Below are 23,514 nucleotides of genomic sequence, written 5' to 3'. Positions count from 1 at the left end.
GCCGTGGCTACTTCTTTTCAATGCTTGTGGAGTGCGGCAGCTTAGCAAACCGCAACATGGTAAATATCTGGTGAACAGGGCATAACAATGCCCTGGTACCAGCAAGACGTCACTATGGACACAGAGGCGACCAACTGGCAACATGATCTAAACAGCAAGATCCGGACATGGTAAAAAGGGTTGCGATGGGGGAAACGGTCGAGCGGGAGTTTTTCGAGGTACTGGAACCCGCAAGTCAGCGGCTCCCTTTTGTGTTCAATTCCCCGCATAGCGGCCGGTCCTATCCGCAGTCCTTTCTTGATCAGTCGCGGCTCGATGCGCATTCGATCCGCCGTTCGGAAGATCACTTCGTCGACGAGCTGTTTCAGAACGCGACCTTTCTGGGTGCGCCGTTGCTTCGCGCCCATTTCCCGCGTGCCTTCCTCGATGTCAACCGGGAACCCTACGAACTCGACCCGCGCATGTTCGAAGGGCCGTTGCCGGCTCATGCCAACATAAGCTCCATGCGGGTAGCCGGCGGGCTTGGAACCGTGCCGCGGCTGGTTGCCGAGAACATGGAGATCTACCGCGGCCGCTTTCCGGTCGAGGAAGCGCTGACACGCATCGAGTCGATCTACAAGCCCTACCACGCGACGCTCAGGAAGCTGATCGCCCGCACCCATGTGCAATTCGGGATGTCGGTGCTGATCGATTGCCATTCGATGCCGGGCAACGTCCATCTTCCAGGCAGCGGCCAGCGTCCGGACTTTATTATCGGCGACCGCTACGGAACGAGCGCGGCGGGCGAGTTGTCGCGCACTGCCGTCAGTCTGCTCGAGCAGCTTGGTTACGTGGTCGCCCGCAACAAGCCCTATGCCGGCGGGTTCATTACCGAACACTACGGACGGCCGACACGCGGACTGCACGCGCTCCAGATCGAAATCAACCGCAGCCTCTATGTCGACGAGGTGACGCTCGTCAAAAAGTCGGGATTTGCCGCACTGGCGGCCGACCTCACGACGTTCATCGCCGCACTTGCGCAACATGTCGAGGAATATGGCGCCTATCTGCCGCTTGCGGCAGAATAGCGCGCGGCTCGCCGCTCAAAAAGAACCGCGCCAGCGGCGCGGTCAAGTCTAGGGAGGAAACACCCAAGGAGGGTATTTGCAGCCACGAATGACTGCCTCAAGACTCTAATGTTGCGCTGCACAAATGTCAAGTTGTGAGGGCGAAAACTTTCGCAGTCGCAGCGGGAAATTTTCCTAAACCGGACGGCGACGCGTGCGCGAATCGAGCGCGCACGGTCGGCCTCCATTTCCTCGAATTCGGCATTCTTGCCTTTCGATCAAATTCGTCTAATCAGATCGCCTTCCCTTCCTTTCCTGGAGAGAGCGACATGTTGCCGGACCGTACCTTTTTCGATCGCCTCGCCGATGCTGCCAAAGCGGAGACGATACCGCGTTTCCGGACCGGCACCAGCGTCGTCAACAAGCTGGAAGGCGGGTTCGACCCCGTCACGGAGGCGGACAGGTCGGCTGAGGCGGCGATCCGCGCGTTGATCGAAGGCGCGTTTCCGCAGCACGGCATTTTGGGCGAGGAGCACGGCAATGTCGGTCTCGACCGCGAACATGTCTGGGTCATCGATCCGATCGACGGGACGCGTGCGTTCATTTCCGGTCTTCCCGTATGGGGAACGCTGATCGGTCTTTATCGCAACGGCAAGGCCGTGATGGGGCTGATGGACCAGCCTTTTACCGGCGAGCGCTATTTTGCCGACGGCGAGAAGGCAACCTATCGCGGTCCCGGTGGAGAGAAGGTGCTTTCGACGCGTGCTTGCGATGCGCTCTCGGACGCGGTGCTGTTCACCACCTCGCCGCATCTCTATACCGGCGACCTAAAGGAGCGGTTCGAGGCGTTGCAGGCCAAGGTGCGGCTCTTCCGCTACGGTTGCGACTGTTACGCCTTCGCGCTTCTCGCATCCGGCCACGTCGACCTCGTCATCGAGTGCGGATTGAAGCCCTACGACGTCGGCGGCCTTATCCCGTTGATTGAACAGGCTGGCGGCATTGTCACCAATTGGCAGGGCGGGGCGGCGGAAATGGGCGGCGAGATCATTGCCGCCGGCAGTCGCGAGATCCACACGCAGGCGCTGGAAATACTACAGCGCCGCGCGTCCGACGGGACGCGCTGAGGTCGCTGTAGCACTTTGAATTGCTGCATGATTTTGTCCTTAAATCGATTTCGATTTAGGAATCATGCAGTAAGGACTAAGCTGTCCTCGAATTGCTGGGGCGCCTCGTCGGCGTTCTCGGAGCCGGGCAGGAACGCGAAAATCGCCGCCATCGCCTGGGCGCGATAACGGTCGGCTTCATGAAAGAGTTCGTGACGCGCGCCGTCTATCGGGATCATGTGCCCGGCGCGGAAGTTGCGTGCCAGGAATTCGACAGCGAGATGCGGCACGAGGCGGTCGGCTGTCGGCGCCAGGATGATGGTCGGCACAGTGACCTGCGTCAGGTGCTCGCGGCGCAGGACGCGCCGGATTGCCCGGAAAGTCTCGCGCAGCCATCGGGCGGTCGGTGGTCCGAGCCGCAATTGCGGGCAGGCATCAGGCAGCGCCTGGTTGCGCGCATAGCGGCGCGCATCGGCCGTCAGGACGTTGTCCGTGAAGGGGCGGTTGCCCTTGTCGCCATTTAGCGGCAGCGTTCCAAAGCCGAGCCGGTCCATTATCGTCGCGATCGCAAAAATGCCTCGCTGGTCGATGGCCTGGCCGCTGAGGCCGACAAAGGGCGCGAGCAGCACCATGCGGTCGATCCGGCTTGCGAGCATCGGCGCCAGCGACAGCGCCACCAGCGCGCCCATTGAATGGGCGACGATGGAGAAGGGCAGGCGCGTGTCGGGCAGCACGATCTTCTCGAGGAAGATCATGAGATCGCGCTCGTAGTCGGTGAAACGAGCGACATGGCCGCGACCGGGTTGGCGCAGCAACCGCTCGGAGCCGCCCTGGCCGCGCCAATCGAAGGTGGCGACCCAAAAACCGGCAGCGGTAAGTTCGGCGATCGTTTCGAAATATTTCTCGATCGTCTCGTTGCGCCCCTGCAGCAGCACGACGGTACCGCGGGCTACCGAGGCTTCCGTCTTGAAGACCGCGTAACGGATCTTGCGGTTGGCGACCCCATCGAAAAAACCTGTCGCGTACTTACCCGGTATCGGATTGTCTGGCGTCGAATAGAGGATCGTGGTCATGAAGAGCGACGGCCCGAGATGTAAAGCGCGTTGAAGTCGTTGCCGCGGAAAGAGGAGGATGAGAGCATTCCGCCCCCCCCAACCGCGTCACGCCCTCAGGGATAGGCGGTGGCCTCGCGCGCGTCAAAAGAAAAAAGGCCGGAAACGGTGGGTGAAATCCGGACGATCACCGTTTCCGGCCGCTGAAGCAGAAGGGACATGGTCACTTCAGCGCCGGGAGTTTCTTCCCAGTGTCCCTGTTTTAACCCGCGTCGGCTGAACGGGGGCCGAACCGGTCATTCATGTTCTGTTCACCTATAGCGCTGCGCGTCCTATCAGATGCGCAAAAGACGCCGTAGCACTTTGAACTGCTGCCTGTTTCTATCCTTAAATCGGCGACGATTTAACGAAACATGCAGTAGTGCCGGCCCGAGAAAATCCGCGCGGAAATTCCCTTGAACTGGCGCGCGCGTATTCCCATCTGTTGATTACGGACGCCGATGACGGGTCCGTTCACCGGTCGTGCCGCCGCCTGATGGGGTGGCAGACCAGACATCGCAAACCGTTGCTCTAAAGGAGGACACCATGCGTCACTTTGATTTCTCCCCCCTCTATCGTTCCACCGTCGGCTTCGATCGCCTGTTCACCATGCTTGACAGCCTGGGTCAGCCCGATCAGTCGCAGACCTACCCGCCCTACAACATCGAACGCACGGGCGAAAATGCCTATCGCATCACCATGGCCGTCGCCGGCTTCGACGAGAGCGAGCTTTCGGTCGAAGCGCGTGAGCACACGCTGACGATCAAGGGTGAAAAGAGCGAAGACAAGGGCGAGGAGAGCCAGTTTCTCCATCGCGGCATTGCCAAGCGCGCATTCGAGCGCCGCTTCCAGCTTGCCGACCATGTCGAGATCAAGTCCGCTTCGCTGAAGAATGGCCTGCTCCATATCGATCTCGTTCGCGAGATTCCGGAGGCAGCCAAGCCGCGTCGCATCGAGATCACCTCGGTTGCCTCGCAGCCGAAGCAGATCGAGGCCCAGACCCTCTAATCCGGTCTAAGGAACGGAGGAAGGCGGCGTCCGAGGGGCGCCGCCTTTTTTCACACCCACCTGCATGCCTCCCTGATCGGAGCCGACTTTAAAAACATGCAGCAATTCAAAGTGCCACAGCGACCTTGTGCGTCTGAAAAGATGCACGGCGCCGCAGTTTCCGGCAGTCAGCAGGTCTCGATGAAGCGGTCGACGTCTTCCGATCGTGTGGCAAAGCTGGTGACGAGCCGGTAAAGCCCCTCGTCTTGGGCCAGCCTGTCTGCCAGTTCATCTGGCACGTGCCAGTCGTAGAAGACGGCGCCCTGTTGCTGCAGCTTCGACGCCACGTCCTGCTTGAGGATCACGAAGACCTCGTTGGCGTCGGGCGACCAGGCGAGCCGGCTTTTCGCCGAGGCGGAAATGCCATCGGCAAGGCGCGCCGCCATCGCGTTCGCATGGCGGGCGAGATTGAGCCACAGATCGCCTGAGAGATAGGCTTCGAACTGCGCGGCGATGAAGCGGGACTTGGAAAAAAGTTGGGCGGCACGTTTGCGCAGGAAGTGCATTTCGTGCGCCTTCGAAGGGTCGAACAGGATCAGCGCTTCGGCACACCAGCAGCCGTTCTTGGTGCCGCCGAACGACAAGAGGTCGATACCGCGTTTCCAGGTCATCTCCGCCGGCGACACATCGAGGCCGACGAGCGCGTTGGCGAAGCGCGCACCGTCCATGTGCAGCGGAAGCTTGTGCGATTTCGCAACGGCCGCGATCGCATCGATTTCCGCCGGCGAATAGATCGTGCCGCTTTCCGTTGCCTGGGTAAGGGTTACTGCCATCGGCCGGCCGCCATGGATGAATTCCGGGGGAAAGCGACGGATTTCGGCCTCAAGCCCAGATGCGTCCATCTTGCCGCGAATGCCATCGACCGGGCAAAGCCTTGCCCCGTGGGAGAAGAATTCCGGTGCGCCGCACTCGTCGACGTTGACGTGCGCCTCCCGATGGCAGAAGACGACGCCGCCTGCCCGGTTGACACTGGACAGCGCCAGCGCGTTTGCGGCAGTTCCGGTACCCACGAAAAATACCGCCACCTCCCTTTCGAAAATTTCGGAGAATTTCTTTTCCACCTTCCGGTCGAGTTCGCTCGTACCGTAGGCGGAAGCATAGCCGCCTGCATGAGCCATCAGGCTTTCGGCGATTGCCGGATGGGCGCCAGCCCAGTTGTCGGAGGAAAAGATCATCTGAAATCACCCTGGTTTGGGCCACGCCCGGCCGCTTCGGCGAGACCATAGCCGACTTCCACGGACGATCAATGCGGCTGCCCGGCAGGTAGGCCAACACAAGACCAGTTTGAAACCAAAGTGAAGAAAGCACCGAGCGGTTTGTAATTTAATTTTAAAAGCGCGAAATTTCCGGCAATCTTCGGCAAAATCTCTTCCAATATTTGCTCATATGCCCTTGCGAATGGGGGCGCTTTCTGGCATAGAGCGCATGAAATAGGACAGGTTTGCTGTCCTATTTCGGTCTAGGGACCGGAACAATCGCCGGAAGTGCCGAAAAATGCGGCATTCGGCGTGTAGCGCAAGGGGTTTCCGCCGGGTTTCATCCGGTTGTTGACGCCTGCCATCAGGATGGTCGCGGGACATTCGTGCCTGGTGCAGCCGCGCTTATTTGCGACCTGATCAGGATCATGCGACGATAATGCCCGGCCTTGCCGCGGCGCGAAAGGCGCCGACGCGGCGAGGGATGCGCGGGCGGCGGTATGCCCGGGATTCCGGGCCAATAGGAGGGAAGACGATGACGGATCATTCGCCATCACAGCAATCAGGGCTCCACCTCGCACACGGCGCTGCGATGGTTGCGAAAACGCCCGCTTTCCCGTCCGGATTACCGCGAAAACAGGGGCTCTATGACCCGCGAAACGAGCACGACGCCTGCGGCGTCGGCTTCGTCGCTCACATGAAGGGTGAGAAGTCGCATCAGATCGTGCGCGATGGCCTCTTCATGCTCGAAAACCTGACGCATCGCGGCGCCGTTGGCGCCGACCCGCTGATGGGCGATGGCGCCGGCATCCTCGTCCAGATTCCCGATCGCTTCTTCCGCGAGGAAATGGCGAAGCAGGGCGTTACCCTGCCGAAAGCCGGCGAATACGCCGTCGGCTATCTCTTCATGCCGCGCGACGAAAAGCTGATCGCCCATTTCAAGGACGTGATCAGCGAGGTCGTCGCCGAGGAAGGCCAGCACCTGCTCGGCTTCCGTGACGTGCCGGTCGACAATTCATCGCTCTCCAAGGCGCCGGACATCGCCGCCACCGAACCGCACCACGTGCAGATCTTCATCGGTGCCGGTCGCGACGCTGCCACCAACGCCGAATTCGAGCGCCGGCTGTTCACGCTGCGCAAGGTTATCTCCAACCGCATCTATGCGGAGGCGGATGGCGGCGACCTCGGCTTCTACGTCGTATCGCTGTCGACTTCGACGGTGGTCTACAAGGGCATGTTCCTCGCCTACCAGGTCGGCACCTACTACAAGGATCTTGCCGACGAGCGCTTCCAGTCGGCGGTGGCGCTGGTGCACCAGCGGTTCTCGACGAACACCTTCCCGTCGTGGAAGCTCGCGCATCCCTATCGCATGGTCGCGCACAACGGCGAAATCAATACGCTGCGCGGCAACGTCAACTGGATGGCGGCGCGGCAGGCTTCCGTCTCTTCGCCGCTTTTCGGTGACGATATCTCCAAGCTCTGGCCGATTTCCTATGAAGGCCAGTCGGACACGGCCTGCTTCGACAACGCGCTCGAATTCCTCGTGCGGGGCGGCTACTCGCTTGCCCATGCGGTGATGATGCTGATCCCCGAGGCCTGGGCCGGCAACCAGTTGATGTCGCCGGAACGCAAGGCGTTCTATGAATACCACGCAGCGCTGATGGAGCCGTGGGACGGGCCGGCGGCTGTGGCCTTCACCGACGGCCGCCAGATCGGCGCCACGCTTGATCGCAACGGCCTGCGCCCGGCGCGTTATATCGTCACCAGCGACGACCGTGTCATTATGGCGTCGGAGGCCGGCGTGCTGCCGGTCGCCCAGGACAAGATCGTCAGAAAGTGGCGCCTGCAGCCGGGCAAGATGCTGCTGATCGACATGGAAGAAGGCCGCATCATCTCCGACGAGGAGGTGAAGTCTTCGCTCGCCGGCAAGCATCCCTACCGCAAGTGGCTCGATGACACGCAGTTGATCCTCGAGGACCTGAAGCCGGTCGAGCCGCGGGCGCTTCGCCGCGATGTATCGCTGATCGACCGCCAGCAGGCCTTCGGCTACTCGCAGGAAGACACCAAACTCTTGATGTCGCCAATGGCGACGACCGGGCAGGAAGCGATTGGCTCGATGGGTACCGACACGCCGATCTCGGCCATGTCGAACAAGACCAAGCTGCTTTACACCTATTTCAAGCAGAACTTCGCGCAGGTCACCAACCCGCCGATCGATCCGATCCGCGAGGAACTGGTGATGAGCCTCGTCTCGTTCATCGGTCCGCGACCCAACATCCTCGACCACGAGGGCATGGCGCATGCCAAGCGGCTCGAGGTTCGCCAGCCGATCCTCACCAATGGCGACCTCGAAAAGATCCGCTCGATCGGCCACACGGAAGACCGGTTCGACACCAAGACGCTCGACTTCACCTATGACATTTCGCGCGGTGCGGAAGGCATGCCGGAAATGCTCGATCGTCTCTGCGAGCGGGCGGAAGCGGCGGTCAAGGGCGGCTACAACATCATCGTGCTCTCCGACCGTCAGGTCGGTCCGGATCGTGTCGCGATCCCGGCGCTGCTTGCGACGGCGGCAGTGCATCACCACCTGATCCGCAAGGGCCTGCGTACCTCGGTCGGCATCGTGCTCGAATCGGGCGAGCCGCGCGAGGTGCACCATTTCTGCCTGCTCGCCGGCTACGGCGCCGAGGCGATCAACCCTTACCTCGCCTTCGACACGCTGGTCGACATGCACAAGCGCGGCGAGTTCCCGAAGGAAGTCGACGCCAACGAGGTCGTCTACCGCTACATCAAGGCGGTCGGCAAAGGCATCCTCAAGGTCATGTCGAAGATGGGCATTTCGACCTATCAATCCTACTGCGGCGCGCAGATCTTCGATGCGGTCGGCCTGTCGTCGAAGTTGGTCGACCAGTTTTTCTTCGGCACCGCGACAACGATCGAAGGCATCGGTCTCGACGAGATCGCGGCCGAAACGGTCGCCCGCCACAAGGCGGCCTTTGGCGCCGATCCGGTGCTGGCCAACACGCTCGACATCGGCGGCGAATATGCCTACCGCATGCGCGGCGAGAGCCATGCCTGGACGCCCGATGCCATTGCCTCGCTCCAGCACGCCGTGCGCGGTAATGCTGACGACCGCTACCGCGAATTTGCCGAGATGGTGAATGCGTCGTCGCTGCGCATGAACACGATCCGCGGCCTCTTCACGATCAAGACCGCCGAGGCCGTTGGCCGCAAGCCGATCCCGGTCGAGGAAGTCGAGCCGGCGGCGGATATCGTCAAGCGTTTTTCGACCGGGGCGATGTCCTTCGGCTCGATCAGCCGCGAGGCGCATACGACACTGGCAATCGCCATGAACCGAATCGGCGGCAAGTCGAACACCGGCGAAGGCGGCGAGGAGAGCGACCGCTACATGCCGCTGCCGGATGGCTCGATGAACCCGCAGCGCTCGGCGATCAAGCAGATCGCATCCGGCCGCTTCGGGGTCACCACCGAATATCTGGTCAATGCCGACGTGCTGCAGATCAAGGTGGCTCAAGGGGCAAAGCCCGGGGAGGGCGGCCAGCTTCCCGGCCACAAGGTCGACGCGACGGTCGCCAAGACCCGGCATTCGACGCCCGGCGTTGGCCTCATCTCGCCGCCGCCGCACCACGACATTTATTCGATCGAAGATCTGGCGCAGCTGATCTACGATTTGAAGAACGTCAACCCGGAGGCGGATGTTTCCGTCAAGCTGGTGTCGGAAGTGGGTGTCGGTACGGTTGCGGCCGGCGTCGCCAAGGCGCGCGCCGATCACATCACGATCGCCGGCTTCGACGGCGGCACCGGTGCCTCGCCGCTGACCTCGCTGAAGCATGCGGGCAGCCCGTGGGAAATCGGCCTCGCCGAGACCCAGCAGACGCTTGTCCTCAACGGTTTGCGTTCGCGCGTCGCGTTGCAGGTCGATGGTGGCCTGAAGACCGGCCGCGACGTTATCATCGGGGCGCTGCTCGGTGCGGACGAGTTCGGTTTCGCGACCGCACCGCTGATCGCCGCCGGCTGCATCATGATGCGCAAGTGCCATCTGAACACCTGTCCCGTCGGTGTCGCGACCCAGGATCCGGTACTCCGGAAGCGCTTCAAGGGCACGCCTGAGCACGTCATCAACTATTTCTTCTTCGTTGCCGAGGAAGTGCGCGAGATCCTCGCATCGCTTGGCATCAAAAAGCTCGATGAGATCATCGGCGCTTCGGAACTGCTCGAGCGTGACCGCATGATCGAGCACTGGAAGGCCAAGGGTCTCGACTTCTCGAAGATCTTCCACAAGGTGGAGGCTCCAAAGGAAGCGACCTATTGGACCGAGCGCCAGAAGCATCCGATCGACGACATTCTCGATCGCAACCTGATCGAAAAGGCGAAGACCGCGCTCGAAACCAAGGTGCCGGTCGCTTTCGAGACGGAGATCAAGAACGTCGACCGTTCGGCCGGCGCGATGCTTTCCGGTGCGCTCGCCAAGCGCTGGGGTCACAAGGGGTTGAAGGACGGCACGATCAACGTCACGCTCAAGGGCACGGCGGGCCAGTCCTTCGGCGCGTTCCTCGCTCGCGGCATCACCTTCGACCTCGTGGGCGACGGCAACGACTATGTCGGCAAGGGGCTCTCCGGCGGACGTATCATCGTCCGGCCGCCAGAAAACGCCAAGATCGTGCCGCATCAGTCGATCATCGTCGGCAACACCGTGCTTTACGGAGCAATCTCGGGCGAATGCTACTTCAATGGCGTCGCCGGCGAGCGCTTCGCGGTGCGTAACTCCGGTGCGATCGCGGTCGTCGAAGGCGTCGGCGATCACGGCTGCGAATACATGACCGGCGGCGTGGTCGTCGTCATCGGCGGAACGGGCCGCAACTTTGCGGCCGGCATGTCCGGCGGCGTTGCCTATGTGCTCGACGAGGAGGGCGATTTCGCCCGCCGCTGCAACATGGCGATGGTCGAACTGCAGCCGGTGCCGGAGGAAGACGACATGCTGGAGAAGCTGCACCACCACGGCGGCGACCTCATGCACAAGGGCATGGTCGATGTTTCGGGTGACATGACACGTCACGACGAGGAGCGGCTCTACCAGTTGATCTCCAATCATCTGCACTACACGGGTTCGCTGCGTGCCAAGGAGATCCTCGATCACTGGGCGGACTACAGGCCGAAATTCCGCAAGGTCATGCCGGTCGAATACCGCCGCGCGCTCGAAGACATGGAGCGCATGAAGATGGCTGAAGCGGCCGAGTAACCGGCCCCTGTGATAACGGCCCCCGGCCCGGGAAGGATCCCGGGGGCTCCTCGCGCGCTTGAACGCGCCTGTGTGAGATTTGAAGATATCAGGATCGTAAGATGGGCAAGGTTACTGGGTTTTTGGAGATCGACCGGCAGGTGGCAAAGTACCAGCCGGCGTCCGACCGCATCCGCCATTTCCGTGAATTCACCATTCCCATGTCCGACCAGGAAGTGCAGAAGCAGGCCGCACGCTGCATGGACTGCGGCATCCCTTATTGCCATGGGCCAACGGGGTGCCCGGTGCACAACCAGATCCCGGACTGGAACGACCTCGTCTACAACGGCAACTGGGACGAGGCGATCCGCAACCTGCATTCGACCAACAACTTCCCGGAATTCACCGGCCGCGTCTGCCCGGCGCCGTGCGAGGAAGCCTGCACGCTGAACCTCGAGGATGTGCCGGTCGCGATCAAGACGGTCGAGCAGGCGATCGCCGACAAGGCCTATGAGATGGGATACATCGTACCGCAGCCGGCCGTCACCAAGACCGGCAAGAAGGTGGCGATCATCGGCTCGGGTCCGGCCGGCATGGCGGCCGCCCAGCAGCTTGCCCGCGCCGGCCACGAAGTCCATGTCTACGAGCGCGAGTCGAAGCCCGGCGGGTTGCTGCGCTTCGGCATCCCGGACTTCAAGATGGAGAAGAACTTCATCGATCGCCGCATCGAGCAGATGCGTGGCGAGGGCGTCACCTTCCATTGCGGCATCAATGTCGGTGCAGACCTGCCGGTGCAGAAGCTCCTCGACGACAGTGACGCTGTTCTTTATTGCGGCGGCTCCGAGACGCCACGCGACGCCGGAATACCGGGCGTGGAATTTGCCGGCGTGCACGATGCAATGCCATATCTGGTGCAGCAGAACCGCCGCCTCGGCCGCGAGAACATCGACAGCGTCGGCTGGCCGTCCGAACCGATCCTCGCCGGCGGCAAGCATGTCGTCGTCGTCGGCGGCGGCGATACGGCGTCCGACTGCGTCGGCACGGCATTCCGCCAGGGTGCAGTCAAGGTGACGCAGCTCGATATTCGTCCGCAGCCGCCGGAAAAGGAAGACAAGCTCGCCGTCTGGCCGTTCTGGGCGACGAAGATGCGCACGTCCTCCAGCCAGGCGGAAGGTGCGGTTCGCGAGTTCCAGGTCGCGACGCTGGAGTTCATCAGCGACGAGGATGGCGTGCTTACCGGTGTCAAGTGCTGTCAGGTCGATGAGCGCCGCAAGCCGATCGCCGGAACCGAGTTCATCATCAAGGCCGATCTCGCCTTCATCGCCATCGGTTTCCGTGGTCCCTTCACCAACAGCGTGCTCAAGGATCTCGGCGACAAGCTGACGCTTAACACCGACCGGCGCGGCTCGACCAATGTTGTCGCCAATGAGCGGGACTACAAGACGTCGGTCGACAAGCTCTGGACCGCCGGCGACGTCCGCCGCGGCCAGTCGCTCGTCGTCTGGGCGATCCGCGAAGGACGACAGGCTGCCCGGGCGATCGACGAAGCGCTGATGGGGTCGAGCGTCCTGCCGCGGTAGCGGCCCTTACCTGTCTTGGGCTTGCCCCTCACCCTAACCCTCTCCCCGCAGGCGGGGAGAGGGGATTGGGGCGGCACCACAAGTCTCCTTCGCCCCGCCTGCGGGGAGAAGGTGGCCGGCAGGCCGGATGAGGGGCGAACCTCGGCTCGCGTCGCTCAATTTCGCATCAGCGGCCACTTACCACCGCCTCCGGCTTTGCCAGACGAAAATCATCGATGCGGCCGGGCGGCGCGGCGACGACCTCGCCCTTCTCGATGAGCAGGTCGCGCGGGCTCTTGCCCGTGCTCTTCAAGGGCGCGTCGCCTCCAAGCAAAGCGGTCGCACCATCGAGTTCCGGATCGGTCACGCCGATCGGCTGCGTCTTGACTATATCCTCGTTGGCGAGCGGTGCCGTGACGACCAGGTCCTTCAGTTCCTCGGCACCCGGCACGTCGGTCGTGGCGGCCGCCTCGCCGAGCAGTTTGCGGATGTCCTTCTCGACATAGAAGGCGAGTTTGCGCTTGCCGGCCTTGGTCAGGTTGATGCCGTCGGAACCGCGCAGGCGGACCTGTTGGCCATTGATGTCGGAGCCGGTCAGGACGAATTTGCCGCCCTCGTCAACGAAGCCATCCCAGATATCGATAAACTGTCCGCCAGCCTTTTCCACCTCTTCGCGGAAGAGGCCGTTGAACGTCACCATGTCGGCGGTCATTGCGCTCGACTGGAACGGCGGCATGCCGACCCAGAGAACAGGCAATCCGTCCTTGCGCGCCAGAGTCGCGAGCGCGTTCACGCGCTTGCGATATTCCTCCGCCCAGAGATCGGTGCGGAACTGCTCCTTGGTGTCGCCAATCCGCATCATCTGGCGGTCATTGGCGCCGAGGCTGACGACGATGACGGAAGGCTTCAGTTCCGATGCATAGTCCGGCAGCATCTTCGGCCAGTCGAAATAGTCGTTGCGGACGAGGCCTGAGGAGCCGTTGGTGCGCGTTTCGATCACAACTCCCGGCGTCGTTTCGAACGCAACCTTGAGGCCGTCGCCGAGGCTTCCGGCAACGAAGTCGCCGACGACCAGGACCTTTTTTGCATCCGGAGATTTTGCGATGACCGGCGCTGGCGGCGGCGTTTCCGCCGGCCGCGGCTTGGCCCGGCCAGGGCGCGCTCGCTGCGGTTCTGCCGGCTGCTGCCGGCGCTTCAGCACGCGTCGGGGCGCGGGCTGGCGGGGATAGTATTGGTCCTGATAGTAGGTGCGCCTTTGCGGAATGAAGACGCCGAAGAGCCTCTGCAGAACATTCCGCCGCGGGGGCGGCTCCTGCGCTTCGGCCATGGTGGCAAAGAAACCGGCAAAAAGCATCGCTGCCGCAGCTATGAAGATCGGCGCTAAACGAAACGGACGCAACAACCGTCTCATTGGTGCGTTTCTCTGATTGGCAACATGATCGCTTTCACCGTCGAACGCAGAAATTCAGAGTGCTCAGCGACCTTTGCGCGTCGGCGAGACGTGCGGCGCTGAAGTGCAGCCTCACCATACGCCAAATCACGGCAATTTGGGATCGAATGAGCGCAAATCGCCGTGATTCAGAAGATTCCGCAAAGTGCGTTTAGTTGCGCAAGGCGCGCAGGAGGTGCTGTGTCGGTTCGCCATCCGGCGTCAGGCCGTTCTGGGTCTGGAAGGCCTGGATCGCGGCCTTCGAACCTGAGCCGAAATTGCCGTCGACTTCACCGTTGTAATAGCCAAGCTCCTTCAGGCGGTTCTGCAGCTCGAACTTTTCGCTGATATCGAGCGATCCGTCCGGGCGTGGCCAGCGCTGCTGCATGCCCGCGTAGCCAGCGATCTGGTCGGCCAGCAGCCCGACTCCAAGCGCATACGAATCGGACGCGTTGTAGCGCTTGATGACGAAGAAGTTCTTCGTCATCAGGAAGCCGGGACCGTTGCCGCCGCTCGGAAGCTTGAGCTCGGCGCGCGTACCGGCATTGCGAAAACCCTTGCCGTTCGGGCGGAGGAAGCCGAGCGCTGCCCATTGGCCAAGCGTTTTCGTCTGGCCGGAATATTTCGCTGCATTCGCCGGTGGCACCACTTCGTAGCCCCAGGTCTCGCCCGGCTGCCACCCGTTCTTCCTCAAGAGGTTGGCGGCTGTGGCCAGCGCATCCGGGACCGAATTCCAGATGTCGCGGTGCCCGTTTCCGTCGGCGTCGACCGCATAAAGCAGGTAGCTTGTCGGAATGAACTGCGTGTGTCCCATGGCGCCCGCCCAGGACCCGGTCAGTTCGCGCGGGGTGATGTCGCCGCTCTGGAGGATCTTCAACGCCGCGATCAATTGAGTCCTGGCGTATTTGGACCGCTTCGCATCGGCATAGGCAAGTGTGGCCAGGGCGCGCGGCACGTAGTGCAGCCGGTCATCCTTATCGAGGACGGCGCCATAGTTCGTTTCCATCGACCAGATCGCGAGCAGAATGTTCCTGTCGACGCCGAAGTGTCGTTCAAGCGAGTTGAGCGTGCGGGCATGCTTGGCGGCCATTTCCTGTCCGACCCGCTTTGTGTACGGATTGACACGCGAGTCGATATACTCCCAAATCTTGTGCTTGAACTCGGGCTGGTAGTTCGCCTTTTCGAGCACTCCGGGATCAGGTGTCTTCACGCCGGCGAAGGCCTTGCGGTAGGTCGCCTGGGTAATGCCGGCCTTGGCGGCGGTCGAATAGAAATTGTTGATCCAGTTCTGGAAGCCCGTGTCTGCATGTGCAGGTGCTGAGCCAAACGTGGCGGCGGTAACGACGAGGGCGGCGGCGATATGGCTAAAGAACATCCTGCGGTTTCTGATCATCAGCTATCGGTTCCGTTTCTCAGCGAGCGTTCAGCCGGCGTTCATGCCGGACGGAATACTCCGGGTTTGCAATGTCGCCCGCAGCAGGCCGTGAACGGGCAGCATGCGGTTCTTCTTCATTCCGAACAGCGGAAACCGCATCGGATCAGGGGAGAAGCCTACAGAAACGAAGTCAACAAAGTCTTTACCATGAATAAGCGACGTCGTCTTCTTTTGCAAAAAAATAGCGATCGGCGACTAAATCCAATCCAATTTGCCCCTTTCGGGCTAGAGTTGAGAACCACTGCAAGGAGATGTCTATGACCGACAAGCGTAAAGTCCGCAAAGCCGTGTTCCCCGTGGCGGGACTTGGCACGCGTTTCCTGCCGGCAACCAAGGCGGTGCCGAAGGAGATGCTGACGGTGGTGGACAAGCCGGTCATCCAATATGTCGTCGACGAGGCGCTGGAAGCGGGCATCGAGCACCTGATCTTTGTGACCGGCCGCAGCAAGGCGGTGATCGAGGACTATTTCGATATTCAGGTCGAACTCGATCAGACGCTCCGCGAACGCAACAAGAAGGCGGAAATCGAGCTGCTCGAGGGCATATTGCCGAAGGCCGGCACCACCAGCTTCACGCGCCAACAGGCGCCGCTCGGCCTCGGCCATGCGGTCTGGTGCGCGCGTGATCTCGTCGGCAATGAACCCTTCGCGCTGCTTTTGCCCGACATGATCATGAAGGGTGAAAAGGGGTGCCTCAGGGGCATGGTCGAACTCTACGAGCAAAGCGGCGGCAACGTCGTCGCCGTCGAGGAATGTGCGCCCGACCAGGCCCACAAATACGGCATCGTCGGCGTCGGCGACAAAATCGGCGATGGCTTCAAGATCACCAAGATGGTCGAGAAACCCGCGCAGGGTACCGCACCCTCCAATTTCTTCATCAACGGCCGCTACATCCTGCAGCCGGAGATCTTCCCGATCCTGGAACGGCAGGAGCGCGGCGCCGGCAACGAGATCCAGCTGACCGACGGCATGGTGAAGCTTTCCGGCGCCCAGCCTTTTGCCGCCTATCACTTCCGCGGCGATACTTATGACTGCGGGGCGAAGGACGGGTTCATTCTCGCGAACGTCGCGTTCGCGCTCGAGCGCGGTGACATTCGTCCCTCCGTCGAAGGGCCGCTGAAGGCATTGCTGCAAAGCCTGAGGTGATCCCTGTCGGGTCGCAAAACCTGGCCGCGCCGAAAAGGCGCGGCCTTTTTAATGGCGACCTCCGAAGTGGGATGCACACCGGAAGCCCGCACTGGCTCTCCTCATGCGTTTCTTTCCAAGTACAGCGCCGTGCGTTCAAGTGAACGCACGGCGCTCTAGATGTGAGCTTTGATTCTAGAGCATCTTATCCGCTTTCAGTGATTCCACTTGAAAGCGGGATGCTCTAGCGCCTTAGCGTCAGTCCAACGCCGATTCGAGCGGTATCGGTCGACTGGCCGCGGTCCCGGTTCGTCCGTTCGTAACTGACGTCTCCGGTAAGTGCGAGATAGCGATTCATGTCCCAGGTCAGGCCGGCGCCGGTTCGCCAGGTGGTTTCGTCGGAGGAGGTAGCGTCCGAGGGGAAGTTACTCAATGTCAGGCTGTTCGACAGCCGGGCGACCAGCGTCGAGCGCAGTTGGCGGGTGACGATGCTGGTCAGAGCATAGTTGATCGAGCCCGCGTCGCCTGGCGTCGTCGAAGGGTCGAGATAGGTTTCGAGACCGAGCAGGACGTCGGTGCCCCTCTGCGGGGACCAGTTTACGCGGCCGTCAACCGACAACCCGCGAAGATCTCCCAGGCGATCATCGTCGAAACGATAGCTTTCGTAGCCGAATGCGAGTTCGCCATTGAGCTTTTCGCCCAGATCGACCTCCAATCCGGCGCGGCCCGCATAGTTTTGATAGGACCGCTGGAAGCCGAACATGTCCTCGCGCAGATCGTAGTTCGACTTCCCGACCGACGCTTCCAGGAAGGGGATGAGGGCAGGGGACAGCTCGTAGCCGATGCGCGCGTCCAATAGGCCGATGTTGCGGTTTCGGTCCTCGACGGAAAGCCTCGTGCCATTGTCGAGCTCGACGTCGCCATAGGTCCGACGCTCGAAATCGACGCCGAGCGATCCGCGAATGAGACCGTAGTCGCGCTCGACCGCAGCGCCCAGCCGATAGATGTTGACGCCGGATTGCTCTTCGGCATTGGCAATCGCGTTGGGATCGTTGGCGTCTTCCCGCTCGAAGCTGTAACCCGCCCTCAGCCGTGCGGTCGTCTGGTCGCTGAGGTCGAGGCGCAGTTCGGCGTCGACATCCGCGCGCGGTTCTTCTTCCCCCTCGCCGGACGTGTTGTTCTGCAGGACGCCTTCACCGGTGACGCTCAGCTGGTGGCGCGACCAGTCGGAAGTCAGCGACCCCTTGAGGCCCGTCTCGATGAAGCTGCGACTCTCGCTGCGGTCGCCCGTCTTCTGCCGTTCGTGGTTGAAGGTTTCGCTGAGAGCCGGCTTCAGGACGAAGGTGCCGATACGGATGCCCGGTGCCTGGCCTTCGTAGGGGTCGATGCGTGTGCGGAGGCCATCGATCGTCTCCTCGCGCCGGTTGAGGCGGTTGAAGTCCTCGTCGAGTGCCGGAGGAAGATCGCTGGCGGCAACGGCGCCGGTCGTCTCTGGGTCCGTGATCGCGGCGGTATTGCCGGTGGCACCGGTGATGCCTGTTGCGGTGCCGGCAATCGATGGATTGTCGAGGCTCTGAGCGCTTGCGGGCGTGATGGCGAAGATGGCGCAGCCCGCGAGGAGCCACGCGCGCATCCTCGGGCGCAAGGCGCCCGCCGTGATCGAGCGTGAAATTTTGGCCCCCATGCGCCGTCTGTCCGCGAAAACGTGATTGCAATCGTTTCGCAACCGTAAAGGCACGTGGTTAAGCAATCGTTTCCAAACGGAAAATCCGGTTTCCGGGCCGGTTTCCAGCGATCCGCTCAGGCGCGCTCGACAGTGAGGTGGCGGCCGCTGCTTGCCACGATGCGGACGCGCGTCCCGACCGGCAGATCCGGCCCTTCGACCGCCCAGGTCGTGTCGTCCAGGCGCACGCGCCCTCGGCCCTCGGCGATCGGCTGCTCCAAAACCGCGGTGCGGCCGACGAGGCTTTCGCCGCGCCGGTTGAGCAAAGGCTCGTCGCTCGTCTTCGACGAGGAGACGAAGCGGCGGCCGATAAGGACCGCGATTACCGACAGCAGCGCGAAGACGACGAACTGGACCTGCCAGATCCAGAAGGACGCTTCCCACAGCAGGAGCGAGAGGATGCCGGTGGCAAGGGCTGCGAGCGCGATCCAGACGAGAAAGACGCCGGGCAGCACCAATTCCGCTGCCAGCAGGACGAGGCCGAGCACCCACCAGCTCCAGGGGCCGAGTTCGAGGACGACGCGTGCGATCATGGCGACGCCCTTCAAGAAGTCGTTTCGGAGGAATTGGCGGCCGGACCCGTGCGCGGCGTCGACTGGCGTGGGCGCGGCGAGCCAGGCGGCTGGCCATCGCCGAAGACTTCCCTCGCGATGGCACCGATACCGCCGAGCGAGCCGATCAGCGAGGAGGCCTCCATCGGCATCAGCACGATCTTCTGGTTGTTCGCCGTGCCGATCGAAGCGAGCGCCTCGGTATACTTCTGCGCGACGAAGTAGTTGATCGCCTGCACGTCTCCGGCGGCGATCGCTTCGGATACCATGCGGGTCGCCTTGGCTTCTGCTTCCGCCAGGCGCTCCCGCGCCTCCGCCTCGCGATAGGCGGCTTCGCGCTGGCCCTCGGCCTCGAGGATTGCGGATTGCTTGGCGCCCTCGGCGCGCAGGATCTGCGCGTTGCGGGCACCTTCCGCCTCCAGCACCTGCGCGCGCTTTTCGCGTTCCGCCTTCATCTGCCGGGCCATCGCCTCGACCAGGTCCGTCGGTGGCGCGATGTCCTTGATCTCGACGCGGGTGATCTTGATGCCCCAGGGATTGGCCGCCTCGTCGACGACCCTAAGCAGCCGGTCGTTGATCGCATCGCGGTTGGAAAGCAACTCGTCGAGGTCCATCGAGCCCATCACCGAGCGGATGTTGGTCATCGTCAGGTTGAGGAGGGCATTCTCGAGATGAGCGACCTGATAGGCGGCCTGGGCGGGGTTCAGCACTTGATAGAAAGCAACCGCATCCGCCGACACGCTGGCGTTGTCCTTGGTGATGACCTCCTGTGTCGGCACATCGAGGACCTGCTCCATCACATTCATCTTCGCGCCGATGCGATCGATGAAAGGTATGATCAGGTTCAGCCCCGGTTCCATGGTCTTCGTGTAACGGCCGAAGCGCTCGACCGTGTACAGATAGCCCTGTGGCACCGTCTTGATCCCGGCAAAAAGCACCAGGACGACGAGAACGACGAATGCAATGACTGCGATATCCATGCCGCCCACCGACATATCTCCCTCTTCGCAACTCCAGCGTTTGGAGTGCTGCCCCCACTGCAGCGTCCTGTGTGCGTCTGAAAGACGCACGGCGCTGTATGATATGACGTGGCGATTCGCCGGAAGAATTCAAGCGGGGTCCAGAGTGGGGCCGCTCAGAGCCAGCCCTCAAGCTCACGGCGGACGACATGGTTCAGCACTGCCATGCCCTCGGCACTGTCGTTCAGACAGGGAATATGCGCAAATTTCTCGCCGCCGTTGTGGTGGAAGCTTTCGGCGGCCTGGCCGGCGATTTCCTCCAGTGTTTCCAGACAGTCGGAGACGAAGCCGGGATTGACGACCGCGAGACGCTTGACGCCGTCCTTCGCCAGCTTCTCGACCGTCTTGTCCGTATAGGGCTGCAGCCATTCCTCCGGGCCGAAGCGGGACTGGAAGGTAACCTGCAGCTTGTCCTCCGGCCAGCCGAGCTTCTCGCGCAGCAGCTGTGCGGTCTCCTGGCATTGGAAATAATAGGGATCACCTTGATCGGAATAGTTCTGCGGAATGCCGTGGAAGGAGGCGAGCACCACTTCCGGCTCCCAGTCGAGCGTTGCAAGGTGCTTGCTGATCGAGGCGGCGAGCGCATCGATATAGACCGGGTCGCAGGGATAGGCCGGAACAGTGCGCAGCGCCGGCTGCCAGCGCATCTTCAGCAGGGCTTCGAAGGCCTTGTCGTTGACGGTCGCAGTCGTGGCCGCGGCATATTGCGGATAAAGCGGAAAAACGAGGACGCGATCGCAGCCTTTCTGCTGCAGCGCCTCCATGCGCGAAGCGATGGACGGCTGGCCATAGCGCATCGCCCAGTCGATCACCACCTCCGGTCGATCGGCAAAGGTCTTCGCCATCAGCTCGGCCTGGTTGCGGGTGTAGGTGCGCAGCCAGCTTTCGTTCCGCTCCTTGTTCCAGATCACCTCATAGGCCTTGCCGACTTTGCCGGGGCGGGTGTTGAGCACGATGCCGTAGAGGATCGGATACCAATAGAGACGCGACCATTCGATGACGCGCCTGTCGCTCAGGAACTCCTTGAGGTAACGACGCATGGAGGCGTAGTCGGTACCGTCCGGCGTGCCGAGATTGACGAGCAGCACACCGATCTTCCCGGATTTCCCGGCAGCGTGGTCAGTTGTTGGTTCGGCAGGGGCGGTCGTCATCTCGATCCTCATGGGCGCCCTTCGGTTACCGGCGCCTTCGGTTTCAAACTCTTCTAAAAAGAAAAGCCGGCGCGGGGAAGCCCGCGCCGGCCGGTCTGTCAGAGGCAAATTGTCTTACTTGGCCGGGATCTGCAATTCGCGGCCGATCTCGAGCGCCCGCGGTGCCGGATTGCCATTGGCGGTCGAGATCTTCCTCCACTCGACGCCGTTGCCGTAGAAGGACTCAGCGAGATCCCAAAGCGTGTCACCTCTGGCAATGACATGCTTCTGCGGTCCGGCAGCTGCGGTCTCGGTTGCAGGCTGCGCCGGTGCGGCTGCCGTGCTCTCCGCCGGTTTTGTCTCGGCGGCTGGCGCAGCCGTGTCGCTCGCAGTCGCGCCTGCCGCCGCGGCGACTTCCGTGATGCGGCCATCGGTATAGGGCTTGAACGGCTGGTGCGCCGCGAGATAGTCGGCGAGCACGGTCTCCAGCCCCGGACCATAATCGTAGGCGTTCTCGCCCTTGGTCTTGAAGACGGCATAGCCGTCGCCGCCGCCGCGCATGAAATTGTTGCTGACGAGCGAATAGGTCTTTTCCGGGTCGAGCGGGGCGAAAGCTTCGCCCTCCTTCACCTCGACAGACACGAGCCGGCTGCCGGCCGGCTTGGAGCGGTCGAAGGAATATTTGAGGCCCGCCACCTGCGGGAAGCGACCGCCGCCCTCTTCGACCTGGCTCAGGCCGTTTTCCAGCGCGGCGCGAATGTCGGCGCCCTTTAGCTGGAAGGTCGAGAGCGTGTTCTGGAAGGGAAGCACAGTGATGGCTTCGCCCATGGTCACGTCGCCGGCGTCGATCGAGGCGCGCAGCCCGCCGCCATTGGTGATGGCGATCGTGACACCCTGGCCCTTGACGCGGTCGAGCATGGCGTCGGCCACCAGCGTGCCCATTTCGCATTCCTTGGCGCGGCAATTCTCGCGTGCGCCATCAATCGGTGTTTCCGTCTTGGCGATGACCTTGGTCCGCAATTCTTCGATCGGCTTGGCGAGCTCCTGGATCCGGGCAAGCACGGCCTCGTCGGGCTTTACCGAGGAGTCGACCAGGATCGGATCGCCCTTGGCGGCCTTCACCACGCCGCTGTCATCGAAGGTGACGACGAGGTCGCCGAGATATTTGCTGTAGGACGCGGCCTGCACCACCGGCACCTTGTAGCCGCCGGGGTTGTCGACCATGGTCGGGTAGGGGCCTTCCGCCTTCTCGTCGGTATTCGACAACAGGCTGTGGGAGTGACCGCCGACGACGACGTCGACGTCCGGGATTTTCGCGATCGCTGCGAGGTCGCGCGGGTAGCCGACATGGGTGAGGGCGATGATCTTGTTGACGCCCTGTTTCTTGATTTCCTCCACGGCGCTCGTAATCGTCGCAACGTCCTCGCCGATCAGGATGTCCGGTCCGGGAGAGGAAAGCTCGGGCGTGTCGTTGGCGACCGCACCGACGATGCCGATCTTCTGCCCGCCAACATCGAGCACGATCGAAGGCTTGATCCGGTCGCCGATCTTCGACTTGTAGCTCGGCAGCACATTGGAGGTTACGACCGGGAAGGTGACTTTGTCGAGGAAGCTCGCGAGCCCGTCTTCGCTTTCGTCGAATTCGTGGTTGCCGACGGTCATGGCATCGAACTTCATCAGGTTCAGGAATTCCGCTTCCGCCGCGCCCTTGTAGGTGGTGAAGAAGAGCGAGCCCTGGAAGTTGTCGCCTGCATTGAGCAGAAGCACGTTCTTGCCTGTCAGCTCCTGGCGTTTCTGGTCGATCAGCGACTTCAGGCGGGCGACGCCGCCAAAGCACTCGTTCTTGCCTTCCTCTTCCGCCGAGCAGGTCGAATCGAACTTGTTGATCGACTCGATACGAGAGTGGAGATCGTTGATGTGCAGGATGTTCAATTCATAATCGGCGAAGGCGGCGCCCGAAGAAAGAGCGAGAATAGACGCGGTCATCAGGCCGGTCCGTATGTGTCTGATCATGATGTTCTCCCGTTCTGCCTGTGGATTTCCGATCGATCGCAAATCGCGCGGAAATGCTCGATCCCCTGACCGAGGTGGCGTGCCGGATGTTTTCACCAGTTGCGGCCGACTTCAAGCGCTAAAGCCGCTCTTTCTTCGCCGGATTCCAGCTAGGGTTAAGCCGGCTGCCGAATGATGGGATGGGGGTCGGAAGTCACGATGCTCGATGGCTTCCGGCCCAAAGCGCGTCGCGTTTAAACGGCCTCATGCGACGCGCTTTAGGTCTTTGTTTTCGTGCATGTCGTTGTCCCAAAACCGCTGCACACTTTTGGGCGACATGCGTTAGAGATGCCGCACTTCGGCGGGCGTCTCTCCCCAATTGTCATTGCGGCCATCGTAGTAGGCGACCGGTGCTGCCATCAGCTCGTCGATGTCGACGTCGTCGAGACATGCGACATTGATATTGAGGTACGGACCGCCCGTCATGTTCGGGACACCGATGCGCTCAAAAGGGTGCACGCCGCAATGTTTGCAGAAGAGGTGATGGGCGACCCTGTTCTTGCCCTGAAAATCCGTCAGTTCACCCTCGCCTTCGACGAGGCGAAAGGCTTCCGGCCTCACCCGAACCGACCACAGGCGCATCTTCGTGCAAATGGAGCAATTGCACTTTCCGGTGCCGGCGCCGATGTCCAGGTCGACCTCGAAGCGAACGGCGCGGCAATGGCAACTTCCGGTGTAGGTTATCAGCATCGTCTTCTCGGAACGGAGGGTTCGTCATCGTCAAAGGCAGCAAAAGGCCCGCGCTTCGGCGGGCCCTCGTCATTTCACAG

General features: G+C 62.0%; 17 protein-coding genes. 6 read left to right on the top strand and 11 right to left on the bottom strand.

Going from position 1 to position 23,514, the window contains the following annotated elements; all coding sequences use genetic code 11:
* Nucleotides 1-185: 185 nt before the first annotated feature.
* A complete protein-coding gene (locus tag RB548_RS15810) occupies nucleotides 186-1,067 on the top strand; it encodes an N-formylglutamate amidohydrolase (RefSeq protein WP_331374988.1) in 882 nt (293 codons plus the stop codon).
* Nucleotides 1,068-1,375: 308 nt separating this feature from the next.
* Nucleotides 1,376-2,170 (top strand): histidinol-phosphatase, encoded by a 795-nt coding sequence (gene hisN, locus RB548_RS15805; protein ID WP_331372201.1) that lies wholly within the window; start codon nucleotides 1,376-1,378, stop codon nucleotides 2,168-2,170.
* A 62-nt stretch (nucleotides 2,171-2,232) separates the two neighbouring features.
* Here the strand turns inward: hisN and RB548_RS15800 are convergent, their stop codons facing one another.
* Nucleotides 2,233-3,222, bottom strand: coding sequence for an alpha/beta hydrolase (locus RB548_RS15800; RefSeq protein WP_331372200.1), 990 nt, complete (start codon nucleotides 3,220-3,222; stop codon nucleotides 2,233-2,235).
* Between the two features lie 564 nt (nucleotides 3,223-3,786).
* On the opposite strand from RB548_RS15800, the gene RB548_RS15795 reads away from it, so the two are divergent.
* Nucleotides 3,787-4,248 carry an Hsp20 family protein gene (locus tag RB548_RS15795; protein ID WP_225108588.1) on the top strand — a complete coding sequence of 154 codons (462 nt, stop codon included), beginning with the start codon at nucleotides 3,787-3,789 and terminating at the stop codon, nucleotides 4,246-4,248.
* A gap of 167 nt (nucleotides 4,249-4,415) precedes the next feature.
* On the opposite strand, the gene RB548_RS15790 is transcribed toward RB548_RS15795, so the two are convergent.
* Nucleotides 4,416-5,462 carry a threonine aldolase family protein gene (locus tag RB548_RS15790; protein WP_331372199.1) on the bottom strand — a complete coding sequence of 349 codons (1,047 nt, stop codon included), beginning with the start codon at nucleotides 5,460-5,462 and terminating at the stop codon, nucleotides 4,416-4,418.
* A 556-nt stretch (nucleotides 5,463-6,018) separates the two neighbouring features.
* On the opposite strand from RB548_RS15790, the gene gltB reads away from it, so the two are divergent.
* A complete protein-coding gene (gene gltB, locus RB548_RS15785) occupies nucleotides 6,019-10,743 on the top strand; it encodes a glutamate synthase large subunit (RefSeq protein ID WP_331372198.1) in 4,725 nt (1,574 codons plus the stop codon).
* A gap of 101 nt (nucleotides 10,744-10,844) precedes the next feature.
* Nucleotides 10,845-12,302 carry a glutamate synthase subunit beta gene (locus RB548_RS15780; RefSeq protein ID WP_331372197.1) on the top strand — a complete coding sequence of 486 codons (1,458 nt, stop codon included), beginning with the start codon at nucleotides 10,845-10,847 and terminating at the stop codon, nucleotides 12,300-12,302.
* A gap of 166 nt (nucleotides 12,303-12,468) precedes the next feature.
* On the opposite strand, the gene RB548_RS15775 is transcribed toward RB548_RS15780, so the two are convergent.
* From RB548_RS15775 to RB548_RS15765, 3 genes are all read right to left on the bottom strand, one after another.
* Complete coding sequence (locus tag RB548_RS15775) at nucleotides 12,469-13,692, bottom strand: DUF459 domain-containing protein (protein ID WP_331372196.1); 1,224 nt, start codon at nucleotides 13,690-13,692, stop codon at nucleotides 12,469-12,471.
* Nucleotides 13,693-13,882: 190 nt separating this feature from the next.
* Nucleotides 13,883-15,103: a lytic murein transglycosylase gene (locus RB548_RS15770; RefSeq protein WP_331372195.1), complete on the bottom strand. Its 1,221-nt coding sequence runs from the start codon at nucleotides 15,101-15,103 to the stop codon at nucleotides 13,883-13,885.
* Between the two features lie 30 nt (nucleotides 15,104-15,133).
* The gene (locus RB548_RS15765) at nucleotides 15,134-15,322 is read right to left on the bottom strand and encodes a hypothetical protein (protein ID WP_331372194.1); all 189 of its coding nucleotides are present in this window, start codon (nucleotides 15,320-15,322) and stop codon (nucleotides 15,134-15,136) included.
* An 80-nt stretch (nucleotides 15,323-15,402) separates the two neighbouring features.
* On the opposite strand from RB548_RS15765, the gene galU reads away from it, so the two are divergent.
* Nucleotides 15,403-16,290: a UTP--glucose-1-phosphate uridylyltransferase GalU gene (gene galU / locus RB548_RS15760; protein ID WP_331372193.1), complete on the top strand. Its 888-nt coding sequence runs from the start codon at nucleotides 15,403-15,405 to the stop codon at nucleotides 16,288-16,290.
* A gap of 223 nt (nucleotides 16,291-16,513) precedes the next feature.
* Here the strand turns inward: galU and RB548_RS15755 are convergent, their stop codons facing one another.
* The 6 genes from RB548_RS15755 to RB548_RS15730 form a co-directional block, all read right to left on the bottom strand.
* A complete protein-coding gene (locus RB548_RS15755) occupies nucleotides 16,514-17,953 on the bottom strand; it encodes an outer membrane beta-barrel protein (RefSeq protein ID WP_331372192.1) in 1,440 nt (479 codons plus the stop codon).
* 116 nt (nucleotides 17,954-18,069) lie between these two features.
* Nucleotides 18,070-18,525, bottom strand: coding sequence for an NfeD family protein (locus tag RB548_RS15750; protein WP_331372191.1), 456 nt, complete (start codon nucleotides 18,523-18,525; stop codon nucleotides 18,070-18,072).
* Between the two features lie 11 nt (nucleotides 18,526-18,536).
* Nucleotides 18,537-19,532 carry an SPFH domain-containing protein gene (locus RB548_RS15745; RefSeq protein WP_331374987.1) on the bottom strand — a complete coding sequence of 332 codons (996 nt, stop codon included), beginning with the start codon at nucleotides 19,530-19,532 and terminating at the stop codon, nucleotides 18,537-18,539.
* 146 nt (nucleotides 19,533-19,678) lie between these two features.
* Nucleotides 19,679-20,713 (bottom strand): ferrochelatase, encoded by a 1,035-nt coding sequence (hemH, locus tag RB548_RS15740; protein WP_331372190.1) that lies wholly within the window; start codon nucleotides 20,711-20,713, stop codon nucleotides 19,679-19,681.
* Between the two features lie 114 nt (nucleotides 20,714-20,827).
* A complete protein-coding gene (locus RB548_RS15735; protein ID WP_331372189.1) occupies nucleotides 20,828-22,705 on the bottom strand; it encodes a 5'-nucleotidase C-terminal domain-containing protein in 1,878 nt (625 codons plus the stop codon).
* Nucleotides 22,706-23,026: 321 nt separating this feature from the next.
* The gene (locus RB548_RS15730; protein WP_331372188.1) at nucleotides 23,027-23,434 is read right to left on the bottom strand and encodes a GFA family protein; all 408 of its coding nucleotides are present in this window, start codon (nucleotides 23,432-23,434) and stop codon (nucleotides 23,027-23,029) included.
* Nucleotides 23,435-23,514 lie beyond the last annotated feature (80 nt).

The sequence above is a fragment of the Sinorhizobium chiapasense genome (assembly GCF_036488675.1).
Classification (GTDB): Bacteria; Pseudomonadota; Alphaproteobacteria; order Rhizobiales; family Rhizobiaceae; genus Sinorhizobium; species Sinorhizobium chiapasense.
The sequence above is the reverse complement of the archived record's forward strand: the minus strand, read 5'-3'. Positions and strand labels throughout refer to the sequence as shown.